The following is a 21330-nucleotide window of genomic DNA, read 5'->3' as shown; positions in this document are numbered from 1 at the left end:
TAACAAATCCTAACAAGTTTTCGCCACCGACAATGGCTGATTTCTCGCGTTCAGGTACCCAAAATAATCATTAGGGGCCACAGGATGAGTCCGAATAGGGCTAAGAAAGAAAGACTAAAGGTAATCGCCACACAGAGAATTGAAGACAACCAGCTTAACTGATGCACCCGATGGATAGCGATCGCCAGAGTCCCAAACACGCCAACGGTAATCGCCACAGAGAACACAGCGCCCAGGGTTTGAGACCATTGACTCGCCGCGATCGCAACTCCTGTGAGGAGTAGGGGCCACAAGCCTTGCGCGATCGCACTCAAACTGTCTCTACCATTCCCTTGTCCCCCGAACAATTGAGTCACCAGGTTCAGGGATGCTCCCAGCCAATACCAACCCAGCGATCCAGCAAACAGGAACAGCACACCAAAGCCGATGATACCCCCCACACCCAATCCCGCCGCACCTGCGGCGTTTAGCGCCATTATCAGTACCACCAATAACCCAATGACAATGGCGGTTTGAATCGGAGAGCGAATTTCTGAAGCGGGGCGGAAAATAGCCGTATAAAAGGAATCCAGCATAACGAGTAATCACAGTTAGCGGTCACAATCAATAGAGACGTTCCGCCGGAACGTCTGTACAACGTCAAAAATGGACTATTCCATCACCATTAACGGTAATTTGTTCCAGTCAATCCGTTGACGAATCCTTTGATACCCTGGAATCAACTGCTGCCAAAACGACGAGAACAACAGATCAAACGGTTGTTGCAAAAATCCTGAGGTATAGTTGCGGACTTTTGGTTCGCCTTGGATATTTGCTAACTCCGCCGTTTTTTGCAACGCATCATAGGAGTTCCCCAAGGAATCGACTAAGTTAAGTTCCTTAGCGCGTCTCCCGGTGAAAACTCGCCCATCTGCCAGGGGTTTTAACTGGTTCATCGAGATGTCCCGTGCCGCGACAATGGCATCCAGGAATTGTTGATAGGAGTCCATAACAATCCCTGCTACAATTTGCCGTTCGTCTGATGTTGTCTCTCGAAACGGAGAGAGTATATCTTTATATTCACCGCTTTTAATATTATCGGTTTGCACGCCAATATTATCCAACAAGGGTGACACGTTTTGGGTGCGAACAATTACACCAATTGAACCTGTTACCGATGCCGGATTGGCGACAATATGATGGGCAGCACTGGCGACATAATAAGCACCAGACGCGGCAACGTCACCCATACTGGCAACAATTTTAATATCAGTGTCTTCACGGGTTCGCATCAGCTCATTGTAAATCGCTTGCGATGCTGCCGGAGTTCCACCTGGACTATTAATATGTAGTAAAATTGCCTTAACCTGATCCTGGCGAGCTTGGCGAATCGCTTTAATCAACGCATTAGAATTTGAGGTATCGGTCGTAGCAAATGGCGTGGTTGTCGGTTGGTCGCTGATTAGACCATAGACTTCTAGCAGAGCCACATCTGCCTGACCCCTGGTACGAATACCTGTGCCAGAACCTACCTGTTCAGGACGAGGAGTGCCGCCTCCTAGCCAATTCCCCAATGCCACCACGACGCAAATAATAATCAACACTAAGGCAAGAATTCGATCCTGGCGCACGAGTAGTTCCTCGGAAAATACTTCACTGAATATTAGGAGTTTACCGTTATCATCCGCCAAGCTGATTTATAAAAAATCTATCAGGCGGTAGAAATTAACTACTAATTGTTCAAAGTTGATTGCTAATTGGGAAAATTTATAGAAGAAACGATTAATATCTCTATCTTTTGATAGTCGCCCAAAATCCAAGAGATAGTCCAGCATAGGCGAAACTCCCTGGAGGACGATAGGATGAAATCGCTGCGAATGACCATTAAACGAATTCTCCTATTTCTAATCGGTTTGGTATTGCTGGGAGGGCTATTTGGACTCTCACCCGTCTGGTCAATGACGATGCAAAGTGGAGAAGAGATCGTTATTGGTGTCAATGAGTTGATTGAGGATGACTTATACTTAGCTGGAAACCAAATTACGATTAACGGTACAGTCAACGGAGATGTCGTTGGGGCAGGTCGCCAAATTACAGTCAACGGCACAGTTACAGGCGATTTAATTGCGGCGGGTCAAGCCGTGGTGATTAACGGTACAGTCCAGGATGATGTCCGCATAGCGGGTCAAGTATTGCAATTGGGAACCGAGGCTGAAATTGCCGATGATGTGGTCGCCGCAGGCTTCAGTCTGGAGATTAAACCAGGTAGCACTATTGGGGGAAGTTTATCTTATGGTGGAGCGCAAGCGCTATTGGCTGGAACCCTTGCAGAACGGATGACGGGGGGTATGGCAGCTTTAGAATTGAGTGGTACCGTTGGCGGTGATGTGCAGGTTGCAGTGGGTGATGGTTCTTTTAACCCTACCTTTGTCCGTCAAACCCCTGTACCCATTCCTGAGGTTCCAGGGGGGCTAACGGTAACGGATTCGGCTCAAATTGAGGGTCAGCTTCGCTATCAATCCCCCACCGATGCTGATATCAGTCCGCAAGCAACAATAGCTGAGGGTATTGCTCGACAAGAGATAGAAACAGCACCACCTCCACCCTTAACCGCAAGGATATGGAATCGAGTGCAGCGTTGGTTAGCATTACTGCTGGTTGGCTTATTGCTGTTTGCGATTGTACCCAATTGGACAAATCAATTAGCCCATACTGTTGCATCCAAACCCTTAGCGAGTGCGGGTTGGGGGATTCTGGTTGTTGTGAGTGTGGGAGTCTTCGCGATCGCCATTCCGGTGGTTAGCTTGATACTAATGTTCGTCTTGGGCTGGATTATCCCAAAATTAGTGCCACTGGTTCTCGGTTTAGGACTGTTGACTTACACTGTACTCGTGGCTAGCTTTTGGCTGTTTGTCATCTACGTTCCCCAAATTGTGATTAGTCGTTTGGGCGGGCGCTGGGTACTGCGAGTGAGTCGGATTGAAACCAAGGGGCAAATTTTACCCTTAGGGATGGGATTGCTGATTTTTGTCATCTTAACCACTATCCCCGTTTTCGGTGCCCTGGTGAGTGCGATCGCTGTATTGTTAGGTTTAGGAGCAGTTGGTATTTGGGGGAGAACTCAGCTTTTTTCCAGTCATTGATACCAAATTGCAGTTTTGCGCTGCCAACTGTGTCACTGTCTCGTTTTATCCCAAGTGCGGGGAGAAAAGGCAAATGACCAATAACACTAGAATTCCCTGTTCCCTGTTCCCTGTTGCCTGTTCCCTGTTCCCTCAAAGATCAAGAAACCACCTGATAATTAAAACTCAAGGTTGCCCAAGCATTCACATCCAATGCATACACATCAGAACCGATACCCAACTTATCGGGAGTAATGTTACTCGCCTGATGCAAGTCTTGTAGAATCGCCCGTGTGACTTCCAGGGGATTAAACAAATCGCCCACTCGTTCTCCCTCTCCCTTGGGACGCATGGCTGCTTCTAATGCCGCGATCGCACCTTTGAACGGAGAAGGGCTGCAAATCAGTTGAATTTCCGCCACACCCACCGGACCGGGAACCATCCAATTAAAGGATGCCGAGGGTTGGGGCAGAATCAGAGTTTCCCCAGGTTTGATCGCACCACTAATCAGCGGTGGATTTTGCTCTGACTCCAATCCTTCCGGGGAAGGGAGTTGTTGATAAAACGCGATCGCACCGCCGCTACTTTCCAAACCCAACACCATGAAATACAAAGGGCGATCGCTATAATTTTCTACGCGATACTGCACCCGACTACCAATGGGTAACTTGGGCATTGTTGCTGATCCCACCGAGGGCGATGTCTTACTCGCATTGTTCTTCGTTTTATTGGTAGCGAACCTCCCAGACGTGCGCCAGGTTTCCCGTTGGATAATTGTCTTGGTTTCCGGGGCAATCATTTCCAGCGATGCCCGAATCCCCAGGCGCGATGACCCTTCATTCGCGGTCAACCGCAGCCATTTCATTGCCAATAAGGTTTTAAATTTGGGATTTAAGCGATTCACTGCTGATTTAACTGCCTCCGCCTCCTCGCCTAGACTATTGGGAATTGGGTTCCGGGCAAGGGAAAAGAGTCCATAGCCTCCTTTAAACTTCGGTTCTGATGTTTCTGTTGCCTGTTTTTTTCCTCTGCCAAACAAATAATCTGTTGCTTGTTCCCCAGCAACGACAACGGATGACACCGAAGGAATACTCGCAAAGGCACTGGTTGCATCCACCCGTTCAATGCGTTCCAAGTGAGTATCCAGGGCGATCGTTAAACCCATATTTCGGGGTAATACTCTAATCCGTTCGCGTACCAGTTGACCCACTTGCGGTTGCACTTTTTCCCCACCATTGCCACTTAGTATACGTGCCTTGGCGGTTAACCCGTCTTTGGATCGCAGTTGGAGTTGAACGGATTTAGGGACAGGTTGGGCGGGGTTATCCGTAGCTGATGAATTTTCGGGCGGCGACAGCGGTAAACTCAGCGATTCATCGAGCAACTCTAGAACCGAATTGGGACTATAATACTCCAGCACAGGTGCCGGTAATCCCGCTAACCATAGCTGTGCCACTTTGCCATTCTCTTCAATCCCCGTGACAACTCCATCTGCTCCCAAGGGAGGATTGGGGGATAAGTAATAGGCAAGCAAGGAATTTTGGCTCTTTTGACCCCTTAACTGAGGCTGTTGATCATTACCCGCGAATTGATTAATCATCCCAGTGGTGCGACTGACGCTAATCTGAACGCTGGTTGCAGCCGTGGCTTGCCATAGATGCTGAGTTAGAGCATAAGTAAATAAACCCGCACTAAAGCCATTCCACTGCGCCTCGGTTGCGGGTTGAGACGAACCCGCCGCCGTTAACACCAATCCTGGCATTTGCATGGATTTATCTAATGGTTTCCAGGGTTTGGATGAGGCTTTGAGCCGCTGCACGAGTTGTTCTCGAAACGCCAGTTCATCGGGATTAGGCGCTAGGGCGGGTTGGCGGGAAGAAGAGCGTACTTTTAGACTGCCTTTGAGGATATTCACCGCTTGTGTATGACTGGTATCAAGGACTGTTGTCACCTGATCCGTGGCTAGCGATCGCAACAGCAATGCCAAGGTTTCGGCTAAAAAATCATTAGCAGCGGGTTCGCCTTTTGTGGGTAAAATCCCATCAACGGGTACAAAACTGTTTTGCCAGCGTACCGCCGAGGCTACGGTTTCATCTTGCTGAGGCATCTGCACTTGGCTACCGTAACCACTAAAGTGGAAGACAACCACATCACCCGCCTCGGCTTGCTTGGTTAAATGTTCAATAAACGTGGTTTCAATCGTCTCGCGAGTGGCTTGGCTATTCGTCAGCGTCACGATATCGTTCGCCTGGAACCCAAACCGATGAATTAACAGTTCTCGTTGCAACTCTACATCCGTTACGCACCCCGCCAAAGCTGTCGTGCGCGGATACTCATTGATCCCCACCAGAAGTGCCAACTTACGTCCACCGGGTTGTGCCAGCACCTGAAAATAACGCTCCAACAAAGGCACGGCTAAACTTTTATCACTAAGGAGTGATAGTACCGTTTCACTGACTCCCAGTGCCGCTAGACCCCAGCCAGCTTTTTGCAGGAAAGTCCGCCGATTCAGTCCCATATTAGCCATCTACGCTGTTAATCTCAGCTATCAGCCTACCAGGAATAGGTTAGCGCGTTGTTATAAAGTTTTGAGTTTTGATCCTTCGCTTCGGAAAGAGGGCATAGTGTTTAGGGACGGGTTTTACCGATAACGTTTAGGAGAAAACCCTAATTTCACTCAACCCGCCCTGGCTGCATCCCCCATCTCCTCCATCTCCCCTATCTCCCCTATCTCCCCCATCTCCCCTATCTCCCCCAGCTTCTCCTGCTCAGATCTGTGGCGTCTTTCCCGACGACTGCTCCGAGTTGAGATTTAGAAAGAGGCGAATACAGTGAGCCACTTTTTTGTAGTCCCAGAATGGATCAGCATCAGGAGTGATAGCAAGATGCTTACCCGAATTCAAAACCAGAGCCACTCGCTCTATCTGGCGATCTTTGGCATCTCTAATCGTTTCTATCGTCACATCAACAATCTCGGCAAGAGGGAGTTCTATCGTTGTACCCCTGAGCAAACCCCGTTGCTTGAGCATCATGCGATCGCGCACTTTATCAAAGCTCAAGGTAACGACTTTCCCTTTACGCACCGCCACGAACAACCCCACGCCGATTAATAAACTGCCAAACAGATAACCAAACCAGCGATCGTCTTGCTGCACGTTCAGGGATACCTGGTCTTGATTCATAATAAAGGTATTAATTTGGGAAGCAATCGATTCTTGCTGATTACTATCGGAACTATAATCCGACGTTAAGGGAATTGCTCCGCTCCCCGTTATGAGGACAACCCGATAAGTATCATCACTCTCATTCCTGGGATTGATCTCAATGCTGGCATCTCGTAAACTGTCTAAAGGAATAGTTCTAACCTCTGCTCCGACCAACCTGGAGTTAACCAATTCACAACTGCCCGTTTGTCCAGTTCGCTGACAGGTTAGGGCTGACCCGCCTTGAAAGGCAATTACCCCTAGCCCAACGGCGGCGAGAATACTACTCAAAAGCCACAGCAACAGAGGTCGATGGCGGATGGTCAGCTTGATGCGATTGTATTCTACGATATCCATTCGTTGTTTGCCTTTACCCTGAATTAGCCAATGATCCGACTAATTTTTCTTTAGATAACGTCTAGGATATCTTGACTACAGATATTTAAAGTTAAAACAAAATAAATCTTAATTGTTGACTTGTTTCCGAAAACAAAGAATAAGTCAGCCGGGTTTTAGTTTTTTATCTATACTTCATTTTTGATAAATAGGATAATTATTAATTAATAATTATTTAATAAATCCGCTGATAAGTACCGAGACATCAATTTTGTTAATTGAGTTAAAGATTTTCAACACGCCCAGGTTCCTTGTTTTTGTTTCCTGTTACATCATGCCTGCCTAAGTCGGTTGGGGGAAAAAGCCCAAACTACATTAAGTTCTGTAAATAGTCCTCAAACCCTCACATAAGACATAAGACATAAGACAAATTGCCCTTGTGTCAGAATAAGGTAACGTCTTGGATTTACAGGTAATGGCTTGGATAACGGGACAGACGTTACAAAATAGCAAGTACACGATACAACAGGAATTAGGACGAGGGCGTTGTGCGATTACCTATCGGGTTCAGGATGATACCGGAAAGGATTTTGTCGTCAAAACCCTCAATCAGGATATTCTCAGTCAACTTCCGGATGCAGAACGAACCAGCATCGAGTCAAAATTTTGTGATGAGGCGCTGAAGCTGGAACGCTGCAAGCATCCTCATATTGTCCGAGTTTACCGCACGTTTAAAGAGGGGCAAGTTTTTTGTATTTTGATGGAGTATATTGCCGGGATTAAACTCTCTGACTTGACGCTACCCATACCCCCAAAGGAAGCCTTAGTTTATATCCAGCAGGTGGGTGAAGCGTTAATTGAGGTGCATCAACAGGGATTGCTGCATCGGGATGTGAAGCCAGAGAATATTATGGTACGCGCTGGAAAGCAGCAGGCGGTGCTGATTGATTTTGATTTAGCAGGGGAATTTAATAATCCGTTAACTTCTCGTTGGAAAGATAAACAATTCGCTCCGGTGGAGTTAAGTTCAACGAACCGAAAACAGGGGGCGTATACGGATGTTTATTCTTTAGCCGCAACCTTATACGTTTTGCTGACGGGGAAATTACCTGCAACGGCGTTAGATCGTTTGGATGATAGTGCTGAGTTAGTTGAACCGAAGACGCTAAAATTTGATATTTCTGAGCGGGTAAATCAGGCGATTGTCCAGGGTATGAAATTGGAATATGGCGATCGCCCGCAAACAATGGAGGAGTGGTTAGCGTTATTGGGAATCAGGCGGGGGATAAGGGTTCCTGGATTTCCGCAAACGAAGGCAGAATGGGTGAAGGTGGGGAAAATAGTGGGGGGAATTCTGGGAATAGCCGCTGCCATTGCTGGAATTATATCAATGACGGTTGATATTGGGGTTTGGTCTCCGGATTCTTCTTCTCCCTCACCAGAGAAAACCAAATGAAGGGAAACCCACCTCATCCCCAACATGACAAGGAGAGGTATAAACCTTCCGGTGGAACGTCTGGGAACAAGAATGATTAAAATTCTATAAAAATTATTGATTTTAATAACAATGACTTGAAAAAAGCACCAATTCGATTAAACTGAAGCTCTTAAACATTATTTGTCTGTAAAATTGGTAACCGATGACATCAATCCCGTCGAAAATTTCCGAATTTGAAATTGTCCCCATCGAAGAATTTAGCCAAGAGAAAGCCGTTTGGGGGTACTACGTCAATAGTACAGCACCGATTAATGCTGAAGATCTGGTTCAAAAAGTTAATCAGAAGGAAAATCCCTTAACCCAACAGCGACTCCGAGAAATTGCTGACTATCTTGTCAACAGCGAAAATCCGCAAATCGTAATTTCGGTTCATGGCTATGGAACACGACGCTCTGAGGCGCAAAAACGATACCGGAAAATTTACAAGTATGTTACAGAGAATTGCGAACCGGAAAAACCGAACGAGACTGTTTTTATTGGATACCGTTGGCCCGCCGAGAACCCAACGAAAGATGATCCCCAACCCCCTAGTAATAAACCGACGACTATTGGTGACAAGTTAAATTATGCCTTCCAGTCACTGCCAACACTTCTAACTATTGTCTTAAGCTTTGGGCTAATTCTGGGAGTCATTACGGCTTTTTTAATCATTGCTAGACCTTTTTTAGTTGGTCACGCGACGGCTCAATTCATCACCTTAGCTTTAGTTGCCATCGTTTCCTTTTTTGGTACTAAAGCTATTTTGAAGAAAACCGATTTACAGGATTTACTGCCTCGGTTACCGATTTACATTCTCTTAGGTGGATTACTCATCGGTGGACTGGGAATTTTTCTACCTTTGCAACTTAATGGGATAGTTAATGGGTTATTCGTCATTCTGTTAATCCTATTTATCCTGTCAGTGGGAATAATCCTGGCGTTACTAGCACTCAGGCTATCGACGTATCTACGCGATCGCAACCGGGCGATGAACTATGGTGTTGTGGATTTAGTGGAATTAATCCGGCAAATTGACCAAGCTGTAATCGAATGCCGACAAAGCGAAGATATCCGAATCAAGTTGAATTTTTTGGGTCACAGTATGGGCTGTTTTGTGGTAACCAATGTGGTGCGAATTCTTTCCGATGTCTTCGATACAGAATCTATTAACAAACAACCCTCTAACTATATTGGTCGCGTTTTTAGTTTGGGTCGATTAATTCTGGTAGCTCCCGATATCTCCATTGACTCGATTATGCCTGTTCGTTCAAACTTCTTGCGATCGGCGTTACGTCGTTGCGAAGAGGCATATTTGTTTAGTAATGAAGGCGATTTAGCCCTGCGACTGGCATCAACGGCAGTGAATTACATCAGTTTTCCCGCCAGAACTCGTTTTCGCGGTTACCGATTGGGAAATTTAACAGTGCAACGATTTGCTGATGAATATGACTATCGCAATCAACGTCTGACTGAGAAGGATTACGGCATTGTGAACAATAAAAATGGTCAAATTGAATCGCCGTATTGTTGTCTAGAAATTCGGGCGTCTAATCGGGAACATCAACAACTCGATGAACTGGTTCCAGTGGGTCAGGTTGACAAGGAAATTGTGAAGGGTTCTGATGTCTCAACTATCAATTTACAAGACGTGCGAGTTGCGGATCGGTTTACCTATTTTGATTGCACGGATTATTGTGATTTTACTGACTCAGAACCTAATATAGCAACAGGTGTGGTTAGCCAGTCTTTGAAAAAATCGGCATTAGTGGTGTTTGATTACTTGCGGTTGAGTATTGCTTATTTTGTCAAAGGGGAAATTAATACCCATGGCGGTTTCTTTTATGGCAACTTGAGTCAGCAACTTATGTATGAGCTGGCTTTTCTCGGCTTTCAAGGCTTGTTGGATAACTTAAAACAGGGGAAGAACCGAGATGAGCAAATCCAGGAGTTATCTCAACGGTGTTGTGAGAAGTATATTCAGGTGGTTATTGCTCCAGAGCGGGTTTGTGTGTAAGCGTTCGCGCATCGTTTCCAAAGGGTAGCGCAATGCACCAATGGCATAATATAAGCTTGATTCATGTAAGTTATTAACCACATCCATTAGCAAAATAGTATATTTGTTATCGGTTGATATTTACTCAAGCTTTGTGATTGGTGGGTTACGGCGGATATCAAATTAAAGGGTTGATTGTGAGATGGTATGACCGCCTAACCCACCCTACTGAGACTTATTTTTTTAGAATTGTAGGGGCGGGTTTAGGAGATACAATCAGCCATTCAGAAATAACTGAACAACAAAACCCGCCCTATCTCACCGCTAACTGACAACTGCCTTAATTCAGCAGTCGCCAGGGTAATTGGGACATCAAATACATTCAGAAATTAATCAAAGTCCCCCTTAAAAAGGGGGATTTAGGGGGATCTAAACGTTAGGATGAAAGTCAGATGAAAACTGTTTCCTGTTCCCCGTTCCCTGTTCCCTAATTAGACATTACAACGCTTCATCCAGGGCTTCAGCTTCTTCCTCAGAACCCGATAAAGGAACTAACGCCACCGCTGCGATCGCATCCTCTTCATCTAAGCGCTGAACTCGTATCCCTGTCGCCATTCGGGATTGGGGGGAAATGGCATTTAAGGCTTGGCGAATGATAATTCCTCGCATGGTTACCATCATCAACTCATCTCCTTCATTCACCACCCGCAATGCAGCGAGTTTATCTTTCTTATGGCGGAACTTAATTGCCACTAATCCCATTCCTGCCCGATTTTGCAGCCGGAATTGAGACACTGGCACTCGCTTACCTAAACCGCCTGTGGTAACTACCAAAACCCAGGGTCCTTCGCCTGGGGTTTCATTGATTTCTTCCCCATTCACTTCATCACTGATATCCTCTTCCGTTTCCACCTCTTCACTGTTAGCTGTAGCCACCAGCCTCTCGACAACTTGAGCCGGGAGAATATCCATACTGATCAACTCATCCTTGGAGCGCAGTTTCATCGCCTTCACCCCTCGTGTCGCCCGACCTAGGGGACGCAGTTGATCGTGATCGGCTTTAAAATGAATTGCCATGCCCTGACTGGAACCCACGATAATACTATCTTCGGCTCGGCATAGACGCACCCAGCGCAGTTGATCGCCTTCACCCAGAGAAATGGCAATTAAACCATTTGCCCGGATATTACTAAAGGCATCCAACGCCGTTTTTTTGATATACCCTTTACGAGTTAACATCACCAAATAGACATCATCGGTGAACTCGGAAACAGGTACAACCGAGGTAATTTTTTCATCGTGGGGAATCGGTAGCATCTGCACGATGGGAACCCCTCTGGCAGTACGAGATGCGGCGGGGATTTGGTAGGCGCGTAGGGAATAAACCACACCGCGATCGCTAAAAAAGAGTAGGCTGTCGTGATCACAGCAGGTGAGGAAATGCTCAACCCCGTCATCTTCCTTCATCCGGGCAGCCGCTTTGCCCCGTGTTGCCCGGGCTTGGGCAGCAAAGGAGTGAATCGGCATCCGTTTGATATACCCTTGTTCGGTGACTAAAATCACCGCTTTTTCATTGGCGATTAAGTCAATATCATCCAGTTCCCCTTCCACCTCTTGAATCACCGTGCGGCGCGGTGTATCGTGGGTGGTTTTAATCTGGATGGCTTCGGTTTCAATAATTTCCAGAATCCGCTGTCGATTTGCCAGAATGTCTTGCAGATCGGCAATGCGAACTTGTAACTCTTCGTGTTCCGCTTGAATTTTCTGGGCTTCTAATGCCGTCAACCGTCGCAGTTGCATTTGCAAAATGGCATCAGCTTGGGCTTCGGACAGTCCAAATTGCTCGATTAATTGACTCTTGGCAGTGGCGGTATCATTAGCAGCGCGAATGACGGCAATTACCGCATCTAGGTTATCCAGGGCAATGAGTAACCCTTGCAATAGATGATCCCGTTCCTCCGCTTTGCGGAGTTCGTATTGAGTGCGTCGGGTAATTGTTTCGACACGGAAATCCAGGAAGACTTCAAGGAACTGCTTGATTGTCAAAAGTTGGGGTTCATTCCCAACTAATGCCAACATATTGGCACCAAAATTCGTTTGTAGGGGAGTTTGTTTGTAGAGATTGTTAAGAACGACACGGGGATAGGCATCACGCTTCAGTTCAATCACCACCCGCATTCCCCGGCGATCGCTTTCGTCGCGAATATCGGAAATGCCTTCAATGCGCTTATCATTCACCATTTCGGCAATTTTTTCAATCAGTGCCGCCTTATTGGTTTGGTAGGGCAATTCGGTGACAATAATCGCTTCTTTATCCGGGCGTCCCCGGTGTTCAATGGTTTCAACTTGCGCCACACCCCGCATGGTGATGGAACCGCGCCCGGTAGTGTAGGCGTCTTTGATGCCGGATCTGCCCAGGATTTGACCGCCAGTGGGAAAGTCTGGGGCGGGAATATACCGCATCAATTCTTTCTCGGTGATTTCTGGGTTATGGATGAGGGCAACTAAGCCATCTACCAATTCCCCCAGATTATGGGGCGGGATATTGGTTGCCATCCCCACAGCAATACCCGATGATCCATTCAGGAGTAACTGAGGAACCCGGGCGGGGAGAACGATCGGTTCTTGTTGTGATCCATCGAAGTTATCCAGGAAATCGACGGTTTCTGACTCAATATCCCGGAGTAGGGAGTCTGTGGCTAAGGATTGCAAGCGGCATTCTGTGTAACGCATTGCCGCTGGGGGGTCATTATCCACCGACCCAAAGTTACCATGTCCGTTAATGAGGGGCGATCGCATGGAGAAATCCTGTGCCATGCGAACTAAGGCATCATACACCGCTGTATCGCCGTGGGGGTGATATTTACCCAAGACTTCACCCACAACACGGGCGCATTTACGGAAGGGGCGATCAGGCGTGAGTCCCAGTTCATGCATCGCATAGAGAATCCGCCGATGTACTGGCTTGAGTCCATCCCTCGCATCGGGTAGCGCCCGACCCACGATGACGCTCATGGCATATTCTAGGTATGACCTAGACATTTCGCTGCGAAGATTTGTCGGGACAATCCGCTCTTGGGAGGTACTCATAGAACGAAAAACTCCATAAAAATTCAGGATTTAGGCAAAAAAAGCGCAAAAAGTGAGCTAAACCGCCATGTTTAACCCAAATAGTTGCTAAAATGTGCCACTTTCTTTTAATATTTTAACACAAGTTTACCCGGACTCGGAGTCAGGGAAAGCCTTATTGGGATAAGGGATAGAGGGGGTTTTTCGGGGAGTGCGATCGCCTAGAGTCCAAATGAGCAGTTACTCACTACTGACTTATGAGCGGTTTTGAGATAGTTTAGAGTTACGTTACCGAGTGCCGGATAGCGTACAGGGGGAACCCGTACACAAGCCAGCCCGACAGAAACCGACAAATCTTGTCCACGAGGAATCGGGTTAAAGGTAACGGCTGATTGATAGTAGGCGATCGGTTAGGCTTTCCGCCTTGCTAAACGCCCTGTAATTACCCGAAACAAGGAAACAGGAACCATGGAAGTAGCCATTGCAATAATCGCATTTTGCATCATTGCAACTTTAGTAGCGCCAGGACTGCTGTCTCGGAATCTGACGATTGCGTTGCTTGGCTTTGCTGTCTTGTATCTAGTCAGACCAAATCTACTGACCACAGAGCAAGCTCTGGCGATTATTGTTTTCGGTATTCTTTTTATGTTGGTTATCCCTGATCTGGGGAAAAAATAGTGAGTATTATCAACAGGATGGTTAGGGGCGCACAGAGGTGCGCCCTTAAAGATTTGATATCTAAATAATTAAACCTTGATTACGGATTTTTCAAGTAAAGCCGTTGATCCAGGCAATCAACAATTGCTATGGCTAACTCGTGCATTACCTCTATGGCAGCATCTTCATACTTTTTGTATTCGTTCAGATCTTTTATGATCATTTTTTGACCATGAGCAATTTCATTTCTTCTCCTAACCAACCCTTTAAGCTCAATTTCATACTGGTCTACTAAAGTACAACTAAGACATACTTTAAGGGAATTTTCTTTAAATAATTGAGGATAGAGATTTGATTTTGTTTCTAGTTTTACTTGAAAATCCAGATTGTCTTCTAGCATTGTTCTAAAACCTGTCTGACCAAAATTCCAGATACTTTCTGGAGACAAGTCTCCTTTCAATCTCTTAAATTGCTTTTGCAGTGACAGTTTAGCTATTTCATCTTTACAGTTTTTCCTTTTGACACCCGCTTTTTGCAGTTCGTCTAGATATAAATCCCATGCAAACTTACAAAATCCTTCATAATGGGCATAAAGCATTGCCCATAGGGCGCGAAGAAGCGCTCTGTATCTATCAGAATCTTTGGAAGCCAGAACTGCTTGTTTTTTCAAAATTGCAAGTTCTGTCAGTCTCCAATCTAGATCCTCTTCTAGTTGCTTTAACCAATTACTCATTTATCAATTCTAAAAGGGCATCTTGAATAACTTTAATTCTTCCTTCTAACTTAAACAGTTTATTAGCTCCTGAACCTGTATTATTTCTGAATTCTTCAGTCTGAACTGTATCTATTATCTTTTGTTTAACTAGCTCGCTTGGAATATTACGAATTTGATCTAGCGCATTAAGAGTACCTACAGTAATGGCTTCATAGTAAGCAGGTGCAAGACCACCAATAGGTTTATCTCCTCTATATTTCACAAATGCCCCTTCCCCAAGAGTATTGCTTAAAAAATTAAATAATTTATTAAAATCATCGTCTTCTTTTTTATAGTCAAAATATATTTGATCAAGTAGAATTTTTTCCATATAATTATCTAGCCAATCTTGTACACTTCCTTTAAATAAATTTCTTGCATTTTTAGTAGCTAGAAATCTCAGAACTAATTCTTCATCTCCTTTTTTTTCTTTCTCTACTTGTGCCAATGTTTCTATACAATTTGTAAAAGCAGAATGAGATGCTTTTTCTTGAATGAAAGAATAAAAACGAATACCATCCTCACCTACCATTCGAGCAGAACAGTTACGAATTTCTTGAGGATCTAGAATCTCTCCACCTGTATTTAAGCGTTTAAACATTGCATATCGTAACATTGACTTACTTTGACGCTTGATAACTACTGTTCTCACAGATGAGCGTTTTATTGTAAGTCTAAGCCTTAACGATAAGTCCTCAAATTTCTTTTCATTAAGTTCTTTGACCAAATCACATCCTTGAAGAGTAAGAGGCTCTAAATTTAAAACGTCAGGGTTTATAAATTGAATAACTGAACTTACTCGTTGTAAACCATCAATTAGCTCGAAAACAGCGTTTTCCCTTTCTATAACAAAAATTTGAGGAATGGGAAGTTCTAAAATAATAGATTCTATGAGGCGAGATCTTTGCTCGTCAGACCATCGAAAAAGACGTTGATATTCTGGCTGAATTATCAGCTCTCCATCAGAATGCAAATTAACGATTTCACCAAAACTGAAATCAAGAGCTTCAGTACGAACTTCACCAATTTTATTGTCTATAATTTCTTCCAGTGAAACCATATTATTCTCCCGTTTAACTAATTATTAGTAGCTAAGTGCGAATACAGACTTATAAAATTAGTACATCATATAATCCCTGTGCGAGATCGGCACCAAGGATTTGTGGTTGCTGGAAGCCCTGCATAATCGCTTGATTGATCAAAGCTTCTTGCTCTTCCCTGCTTACCTGTTGTACGAAACAGCGCAGGATAGCTTCACCAACCATACGGCTAACACTCAAGTTTTGGTTATCGCGTTCTGTACAGTAAGTTGTGTGAATGCAGGCGGGACAACCATCGTGTCCTTGAGGCGGTTGGCACATCATTCGCTCTTCTTCCCCTTGTTCTTGTTGTTGAATTTGAACTTGACGTTCTGCCTCAGCTTCCTCTACAACTCTAATGATTAGTTCATTGTCTTCGGGTAAACACCAACGTTGAGCAAGTTCAGCACGTAATTGTTCAACCGATGTCCAGGTGGAACTTTCCGCTAAATCTATCGGGCAAAGAATAGAACCTAAGAGTTCCTGATAAACGGCTACAGGGTTAGTCCGCAAAGTATTTTCAAAGACTTCTGAAACCCCGGCGCCACCTTCGTAGCGTTCCCAAACCACGACTTCTGGAGGATTATCTGGAGTAGCTTCATTATAGGAGTATTCAAGTTCTTGCTCATTAACACCACTGATAGCCGCGATCGCTCTATGCAATAGGTGAGAGGCTGTATGTAATACTAGCCCCTCATTTAATTCCTTATGGGTTCCGTCAATAACAACTTGTTCGACTTGTTGACGCAAATTATTATCCGGTAATATCTGTTCGACAACGCTAGCTAAATTCCAGGTAATCCCTTTGGTAGGAATGCCATATTGAACAGGTGTGTTATATAGCGCGTCAAAACTGTATGGGTGAACATTAGCGATGTATCTGTAATAACGAACTTCAGCATCCCAAAATACTCGTCGAGCTTCGACGGAAGAGCCTCTGACAATAGTACTACCTCTCATTTGATCGATAATACTCAAGCTTCGTGTAATTGGGCGTGGTTCAACTAAAGCTTCATAACTTCGTTCAACTATAGGTTGAGCATAAAGCTTGACTCGTTGTAATTCTTCATAGCAATTACAACGATTGTGCCGGATATTATGGATCGCGTAGCACCGAGGACAAAAGGCCACGATTTGCTGACCTTGGGAATCACTTTCTAGAAATTTAACATGAACTTTTTTGGGAAATTGTATTCCGCCTCGTGTTACGCCTTCAGAACGCAGACGAATAGTCACAGTTTCTCGATCATCACTCACCCAATCAGGTCTATGTTCAAGGCTGAGTACAGTTAAATAGGAAATATTAGGATTAGGCTGTGAGTCAGGATTAGGGCGATAGCGATATACTGTTTTATAGGGTATAAAGGTTGTTGATAATTCAGTTAGATTTTCTTGATATAAATCAAAATTATATCTTGAACCCAATAGATACCGAGCTTCTATGATAATAGGTTTGACAGTCTGAAAATAGGCATCGGGTATGTAATAGCTGTACTCCTCGATTTGAGACTGATGTCCTTCTGGCGTATCTGATTCATTTAGCCCTAGATGTAAATAAAACATGGCTTGAAGCACAATCTTCAAAACATCGGGAGCCGTATTTAGAATCCTGGGTTCACATAGTCTCTCTAAGGCGCGGAAGAAATCATACAGGCATTCAACGTGATGTAATTCAATTTGCCAAGCCTGTTGTCGGCGTAGAGACTGCCAAGTATCTCTAACTGTTCTTTGAATTCCAGTAATTTGTTCAAGAAGTTCTTGATTTGCTTCATCCGAGTAATATAACTGACCTAACTCACTGTCAAGTCTGCCTAATTGTCGGCGTACATCATCAGCACTCACACCTTGGTGAGACAGAAAACTATTGACAGCATTAATAACGTCCTGCACAGTATCATGTAATTCCTGGGGAGATTCTTCCTGAATTTGCTCTAGTAATTGTTCTAAACTTAAATAATTACCCAATAATTCCTTCTCTCTTTGAATCCAATCTCGAAGAATATGTCTAACACGAGCTTGATCTTGAGCAGAACGGGGAGAACTGTTAAGTTCGGCTAACTGTCGATCATAATAGTGTCGAAGGATATGGCATTGATGCAAAGTTTCCCAGACCCAACGCCAGATTCCAAGGATAGCATTATTACGAGGAGCGTTCTGAAAACACTCACCCATACGTTCTCGCTCTCGCTGAATAAGATTGTGCATTCCGCGCACAACCTGATTCTGTGGATTTAGAGGTAACTCATAACTGCCATTAATCAAACGGTTACGCCGGAAAAAGTAAAACTGAGAGGATGGAGTTGTATCCAATATCATTAACGTATAGGCAATTTCTCCCGATCCTCGTCCGGCTCTTCCTCTCTTTTGGATGAATGAAAAAACTGTGCGAGGGGGTAAGTAGTGAATTGTTGATTTTATCTGCGGATCATCAACACCGACTTCAAGAGTAGGTGTGGCAACAATGATATCTCCATCTCGATAATCATTCTGCTGTTTCGAGGATACGGATACAATTCTTAGAGGAACTTCCCGTAAAGCATCGATTAACTGAAAACATTCCTGATTTCCAAGAATACCTCGCCAGCATTCACCCGCTAAATAAATGGGACATTCACGAGGAGGAGTCCCCGGACAGGTTATATTTCGGAAACGAATAGCATCAGAAATAGTGCGAAATTCCCAGAGACGTTTATTTTCCTCTGCATCCTGAATCTGTGCTGTTAATCTTCCCGCCATATCGAGGGAATCAGAAAAAACAATGGCACGGTTATTAAATGGACTTCATCAAAAATAACACCTGTTAGCTGTCGTAGATAATTTTCAAAATTCGGTTTTGGATTAAGATAAAGGCGATCTAACGATTCGGCAGTCGTGACTAAAATATGAGGACAAGTTCTTGCATGATCATTTTTGGCAAGGGATACGCAAAACTCAGAACCATTTCCACAAGTCGGGTTATCACAATAAAGTAAAGTAACGCCACTGGGTACATTTCTCGAATGGTAACGACTACTCCTGCGATCCCGGTCAACTTTAAGTTGACCTTGATGACAAATTGGACATTGATCGACTATTTTGAATGTACCGTCTTCCTCAAAGATATCCCGATTATCCAGAGTGTCTTTAGCCTCAGCGCAAATTCCACCAAATTGGAAACCAATAATAATTCCCTGCTCAATGGTTTGACTACTCAATAGAGACAGTTGTCCTGTTGTTAGAAATTCTTGCTCGGCACGGTGAACATAACGGAAAATGCGAGCCAACTGATCCTTAAGCAGAGCAACTCGCGGATAAAGGGTAATAAAGCGATGGGGATGCTTAGGATTTTGACGGATTGATTGAGCGATCGCATAAATGAGGGGCATTAAGAATACTTCTGTTTTGCCGCTTCCTGTTGGAGCAACGACAACTATCCCCTCGCGGTTATGAATCGTATTCAATACCCTTTGCCAGCCTTCTACCTGAAATCTGGAAAAGTGGGTAAATGAGTCAGGAGTTAATCTAACAATGTTGCCAATGTCGTCACCTGTAGCTTGAATTGTAGCTCTATCTACATTTCGCGTGGGACGCTGTTTCTCAACAACGGCGGCTCGAATACGCCCTACTACTGGATTTGCTCTTCCATCTGTATCAAAGCGTTGACGTAGATTCTGTAATAGTCGTGCTGCTTCTATTGCTTTAGGAAGCTGAATCCCATTACCCAGATCGGTGAACTCATCTGTGATACCGTTAAGCTCCAGTAGGGGGTGAATGTCTTGATCGTAGTCTGCCCAAATCTCATCTGGATGGGGAACAGCATTTGCCGCATTCAACCTAGCGAAGAGACTCTCAAGCAGAAGACGAATATCACGATAAGACATAGATCACTCAGGTGTGAAGTCTAGATTTGATTATTCCCCACTATCCAAGATAGCGCTAACCCGCTCCACTAACTCAGCTATATTTTCCCGGCGGAAAAACTCCGTCAGTCGGCGAGTCTTGGGTTTAACCGGAAGTACCTGCAAACAGGAAACCTTTTTAGCTGCCTGCTCTAATACAGCACGATAGGCACTACTGGTAGCATAACCGATATAAGCATCATATTTACTGTAACGTTCCAAGAACGTCACTAGACGATTGGTCACCAAGGTAATCTGCTCCCTATTGAAACGCTCTAAGCGAAAGTCATAACCTAGAATCGCGTCTTCCAGCTCGTATTCTTCGGGGACAATACCATAGAGTCCAGAAAGTGTCACTTTTTGAATCAGTTTCGTCTTCTCACCCAAACCTTGTTCAAGGCGTTCAGCAATCAAACGATGGGAACGGGATTTAGAATAGGGCTTACCACCTGAACAAGGGATAATCAGTAACACCCGCTTGTCTTGAGACGGCTGATAACCATTTTTCAGAATATCGAAGTCATCCGGTGTGTAATTCAGAGACACAATCCGTTCATCTCGGTTAGGTTGAGACTTTTGAGGCATCGAGATTAAGGTGCGGGATAACCTATATCTCCTCCTAAATCCTTCTGTAAGTCCAGAATCACCTGGAATCCCTTTTGATCGTCGATTGATAAACCATACGCGGATAGATTTACGCTTTTATTCCAAAGCAGCTTAAAACCACCCGAATCTAGAAATAGAGGAGCTGTATAGTTGGGGGAGGGCGAAACCTCCTGGTTGTAACGTTGTTTTATCCCACGCTTTCGCCACTTTTCTAATTCATGGGGTCGATCACGAATGAAGTCCAAAAAATGAAGAACTTGAGACATCATGGGCAGGTCACGGCGCATCAGACCATAAGATTGGTTTTCTTGGAGTACATACTTCCACAAACCTCCCCCCTTCGCCGTTGTACCTGTCATTAGACTGACTACCGGAAACAGATGTGGCGTAGAGATTTTCCTGTCTATTTGTGAAAGATGTAATTTGCCTATACGACCATGCTTGAATTCTTTTGATGAAAACATATATAAATCAAGAATTATTGATAAGAATAAATCTTACAGCAAAATCTGAAAATATGCTGATTGTATTTGATTTAAATATAAAAATATTATTGTCACATCCAACAGAATTGTTTATCCATAGTTTGGGGCAAGAGTTAAGCTAAATTCCCTCCAAGTATTCTGCTGTTATCTTCTGGCACTCTAAAACCCTCGTTTCTCGCCTCTGGCTAGGATACTCGTAGCCGAGCATTATGGTAGGGACACGACATGTTCCCTACAGATAGTGAGTGGTTTAACGGTAAAGCCTGCGTAAATCCCGGTTGCTTAAGTTGACACGGATGACCGACATGCGCTCTGTGCGCTCTGAATTATTTGTTTGATGGATGTCCTACTCCTAGGCTGGCTGACTCAGATTCATAAAATTGTCGCCAATTTCCTAGACAAAGCTAGGGAATTATTCTATACTGAGCAATTGTGACCAAATTGCCAGTTGCGCGATCGCGACTTACTCGATCGCAACTCAGGTCAACAGAAGCTGTGGTCTTGGATTTATCCAGTCAAACCACCAAGTTGAGATCAGCTCGTTCTACTGTAGAACTCGAGTGAACTCAGATAAAACCGCCATAAGGCACTTGTAGTAGCAGCTTCTGACCTTTGGCACTTGCACTGCGCCTCGTAGGGATACTGAGGAGATAACTCTTTAAGTCCCAGCGTTCCAAGGCGACGCGGTTAGT

16 protein-coding genes are annotated in these 21330 nt (G+C 44.7%); 5 read left to right on the top strand and 11 right to left on the bottom strand.

The features are described from left to right. Positions 1–50: 50 nt before the first annotated feature. Together RID53_RS16280 and sppA are read right to left on the bottom strand one after the other, a co-directional pair. Entirely contained in the window at positions 51–575 is a 525-nt protein-coding gene (locus RID53_RS16280; RefSeq protein ID WP_446389091.1) for a YIP1 family protein, read from the bottom strand. A gap of 75 nt (positions 576–650) precedes the next feature. Continuing rightward, entirely contained in the window at positions 651–1670 is a 1020-nt protein-coding gene (sppA, locus tag RID53_RS16275) for a signal peptide peptidase SppA (RefSeq protein WP_446389090.1), read from the bottom strand. 171 nt (positions 1671–1841) lie between these two features. Between sppA and RID53_RS16270 the strand changes: the two genes are divergently transcribed. After that, positions 1842–3122 carry a bactofilin family protein gene (locus tag RID53_RS16270; RefSeq protein ID WP_446389089.1) on the top strand — a complete coding sequence of 427 codons (1281 nt, stop codon included), beginning with the start codon at positions 1842–1844 and terminating at the stop codon, positions 3120–3122. Positions 3123–3261: 139 nt separating this feature from the next. On the opposite strand, the gene RID53_RS16265 is transcribed toward RID53_RS16270, so the two are convergent. Both RID53_RS16265 and RID53_RS16260 read right to left on the bottom strand, forming a co-directional pair. After that, positions 3262–5628, bottom strand: coding sequence for a caspase family protein (locus tag RID53_RS16265; RefSeq protein WP_446389088.1), 2367 nt, complete (start codon positions 5626–5628; stop codon positions 3262–3264). A gap of 241 nt (positions 5629–5869) precedes the next feature. Next, the gene (locus RID53_RS16260; RefSeq protein ID WP_446389087.1) at positions 5870–6661 is read right to left on the bottom strand and encodes a hypothetical protein; all 792 of its coding nucleotides are present in this window, start codon (positions 6659–6661) and stop codon (positions 5870–5872) included. A gap of 454 nt (positions 6662–7115) precedes the next feature. Here RID53_RS16260 and RID53_RS16255 point away from each other — a divergent pair, with 454 nt between their 5' ends. Further along, a complete protein-coding gene (locus tag RID53_RS16255) occupies positions 7116–8096 on the top strand; it encodes a serine/threonine protein kinase (protein ID WP_446389086.1) in 981 nt (326 codons plus the stop codon). Positions 8097–8280: 184 nt separating this feature from the next. Further along, the gene (locus RID53_RS16250) at positions 8281–10131 is read left to right on the top strand and encodes an alpha/beta hydrolase (protein WP_446389085.1); all 1851 of its coding nucleotides are present in this window, start codon (positions 8281–8283) and stop codon (positions 10129–10131) included. A gap of 477 nt (positions 10132–10608) precedes the next feature. On the opposite strand, the gene gyrA is transcribed toward RID53_RS16250, so the two are convergent. After that, positions 10609–13200, bottom strand: coding sequence for a DNA topoisomerase (ATP-hydrolyzing) subunit A (gene gyrA / locus RID53_RS16245; RefSeq protein WP_446389084.1), 2592 nt, complete (start codon positions 13198–13200; stop codon positions 10609–10611). Between the two features lie 447 nt (positions 13201–13647). Here gyrA and RID53_RS16240 point away from each other — a divergent pair, with 447 nt between their 5' ends. Then, on the top strand, positions 13648–13857 hold the full coding sequence (locus RID53_RS16240; protein ID WP_446389083.1) for a hypothetical protein: 210 nt from the start codon (positions 13648–13650) through the stop codon (positions 13855–13857). A gap of 79 nt (positions 13858–13936) precedes the next feature. Here RID53_RS16240 and RID53_RS16235 read toward each other — a convergent pair whose 3' ends face one another. From RID53_RS16235 to RID53_RS16210, 6 genes are read right to left on the bottom strand one after another with little or no spacing between them, the layout of a single operon-like run. After that, positions 13937–14569: an MAE_28990/MAE_18760 family HEPN-like nuclease gene (locus RID53_RS16235; RefSeq protein WP_446389082.1), complete on the bottom strand. Its 633-nt coding sequence runs from the start codon at positions 14567–14569 to the stop codon at positions 13937–13939. Further along, positions 14562–15650 carry a DUF262 domain-containing protein gene (locus RID53_RS16230; RefSeq protein ID WP_446389081.1) on the bottom strand — a complete coding sequence of 363 codons (1089 nt, stop codon included), beginning with the start codon at positions 15648–15650 and terminating at the stop codon, positions 14562–14564. Before RID53_RS16230 ends, RID53_RS16235 begins: the two co-directional genes overlap by 8 nt. Before the next feature lie 49 nt (positions 15651–15699). Next, entirely contained in the window at positions 15700–18405 is a 2706-nt protein-coding gene (locus RID53_RS16225) for a helicase-related protein (protein WP_446389080.1), read from the bottom strand. Then, positions 18390–19529, bottom strand: coding sequence for a DEAD/DEAH box helicase (locus RID53_RS16220; RefSeq protein WP_446389079.1), 1140 nt, complete (start codon positions 19527–19529; stop codon positions 18390–18392). The genes RID53_RS16225 and RID53_RS16220 overlap by 16 nt, the downstream gene beginning before the upstream one ends. Before the next feature lie 30 nt (positions 19530–19559). Further along, positions 19560–20132 (bottom strand): DUF5591 domain-containing protein, encoded by a 573-nt coding sequence (locus RID53_RS16215; protein WP_446389078.1) that lies wholly within the window; start codon positions 20130–20132, stop codon positions 19560–19562. Between the two features lie 5 nt (positions 20133–20137). After that, positions 20138–20617, bottom strand: coding sequence for a hypothetical protein (locus RID53_RS16210; protein WP_446389077.1), 480 nt, complete (start codon positions 20615–20617; stop codon positions 20138–20140). Positions 20618–21070: 453 nt separating this feature from the next. On the opposite strand from RID53_RS16210, the gene RID53_RS16205 reads away from it, so the two are divergent. Further along, positions 21071–21202, top strand: a complete 132-nt coding sequence (locus tag RID53_RS16205; protein WP_446389076.1) for a hypothetical protein — start codon at positions 21071–21073, stop codon at positions 21200–21202. Positions 21203–21330: the final 128 nt, after the last annotated feature.

Origin of the sequence: Coleofasciculus sp. B1-GNL1-01, from assembly GCF_040220235.1 — a bacterium.
In the GTDB taxonomy this organism is placed as follows: Bacteria; Cyanobacteriota; Cyanobacteriia; order Cyanobacteriales; family Coleofasciculaceae; genus Coleofasciculus.
This window is presented reverse-complemented; position numbering and strand designations above follow the sequence as displayed.